Source organism: Microbacterium sp. Bi128, assembly GCF_918698205.1.
Map to the genome: position 1 here is coordinate 1 of NZ_CAKKMM010001012.1, position 1,867 is coordinate 1,867.

The 1,867-nt window shown below is 68.1% G+C and carries 3 protein-coding genes; all 3 read left to right on the forward strand.

Annotated elements, in window-relative coordinates; genetic code table 11:
* On the forward strand, positions 1 to 792 hold a 792-nt coding region (locus LQV45_RS29190), incomplete at its 5' end, for a phosphatase PAP2 family protein (protein ID WP_308288946.1).
* Positions 793 to 794: 2 nt separating this feature from the next.
* Positions 795 to 1,538, forward strand: coding sequence for a DedA family protein (locus LQV45_RS29195; RefSeq protein WP_230010545.1), 744 nt, complete (start codon positions 795 to 797; stop codon positions 1,536 to 1,538).
* Positions 1,539 to 1,543: 5 nt separating this feature from the next.
* The coding region (locus LQV45_RS29200) for a response regulator (protein WP_230010546.1) at positions 1,544 to 1,867 on the forward strand (324 nt) is incomplete at its 3' end.

The following is a 1,867-nucleotide window of genomic DNA, read 5'->3' on the forward strand; positions in this document are numbered from 1 at the left end:
GTTAAGAGCGATGCGCCGCTGGGCGGTGCCGGAGCACTCAGCCGAAGTGGAGCACCAAGCCGTCCCGACGCCGTGCGCCCCGCCGCGGGTCCCCGGCTGTGGGCCCTCCCCCAGGTCCGCCACTGGTTAGTGCTGGGCGTCCTGCTGTCGGCCGCCGTCGTGGCATTGGGCCTGGCGGCGCAGCTGACACCCGGCTTCAGTGCCGCCGAGCTCGGGGTCGATCAGGACCTGAGCCAGCACCACGCCGCCGCCCTGACCGCCGTCGCGATGGCGCTGAATGTTGTGTTTGGCCCGGTGGCGGGCCTCGCGCTGATCGGCGCCGCGGCGCTGTACATCTGGCTGTTTCGCGGCGGCCTGGCCAAGGCGATTGCCTTCGGCCTCGTGGCATCATCCGGCTGGGTGGCAAGTGAATTCTTCAAGCTCCTCGTGGCCCGCCAGCGGCCCAGCCCTGCCCTGCTGTTCGATCCCCTGGCTCCGGAAACGGGTTCCAACAGCTTCCCGAGCGGCCACGTGTCCTTTGCGGTGGCACTGGGATTCGCAGTGTACTTCCTGGCCCGTGGAACCCGCTGGGCCAAGGTCACGGCCCTCGCGGCGGCCGTGATGGCCCTCGTCGTAGCCTGGTCACGGCTGTACATCGGCGTTCACTACCCCACTGATGTCGCGGCGTCGTTCCTGGCCTCGAGCGCGGCCGTGGTCCTGCTCGCGGGACTGTGGAACCTTCTCGCGCCGCGGATAGCGGAGCGGATTCGGGCCCGTTCGGGCAGCCGGCCGCTGGGCAGTGAGGAGAAATGAGAATGCCCGCCATGGACGTTTTTGCCGCCCTTCCGGCCGTCCACGCCGCCGGAACACTGTCCCTGCTGGACCCGGCAAGCCTGCTCGCCGGGTTGGGCCCGGCCGCCCTGGGTGTGATCGCGGTGATGGTCTTCATCGAGTCGGGCGTGCTCTTTCCCTTCCTGCCCGGCGACTCCCTGTTGTTCACAGCAGGACTTCTGCACCAGCAGCTGCAACTGACGTTGCCTGTGCTGATCGGCGTCGTCACCGCGGCCGCGGTCGCCGGGGACCAGGTCGGTTACATGCTCGGACGGAAATTTGGCCGGCGATGGTTCAAGGACGACGCCCGGATCCTGAAGACAGCGCACCTGACCACCACGGAGGACTTCTTCCGCCGCCACGGCGGGGCCGCCGTCGTGCTGGCCCGCTTCGTCCCCATGGTCCGGACGTTTGCTCCGCTGACCGCCGGGACCGCGCGCTATGACTACAAATCCTTCACCCTGTGGAATATCACCGGCGCCGTCGCGTGGGCAGCCTCCGTGACGATGCTTGGCACCTGGCTGGGGCACTTTGACATCATCGCCAGGAACATCGACGCCATCGTCGTGGCCATGGTGCTCGTCTCCGTCGTGCCGGGGGTGGTGCAGCTCCTCAAACGCCGCCGGAACTCCCGCGGCGCAGCCGCAGCCGCAGACAAAGCCGCCGGCGACACGGCAGAAGAACCCGGGGCCGGACTGCGGACTGAGGAAATGGCCGCGGAAGAATAGCTGACATGACCTCCGCTGACCTTCCGTCCCTGCTGCTCGTCGAGGACGACGCCGTCCTGGGACCGCTCATCGCCGAGCTCCTGGACCCGGACTACCGGGTCCAGTTGGTCACCAACGGCCGCGACGGCCTCCACCAGGGGCTGACCGGGAGCTGGGACGTCATGGTGGTGGACCGCGGGCTGCCCGCCATGGACGGCATCGCCCTCATTACGGCTTTGCGGTCGAAAGGCATTGCCACGCCCATCCTGATCCTGACCGCGCTGGGCGATGCCGACGAAAAAGTCAGGGGCCTGGACGCTGGAGCCAACGATTACGTGACCAAGCCGTTC

Coding starts and splice junctions, on each gene's coding strand:
- LQV45_RS29195 (WP_230010545.1), top strand. CDS start 795: ATGCCCGCCATGGACGTTTTTGCCGCCCTTCCGGCCGTCCACGCCGCC.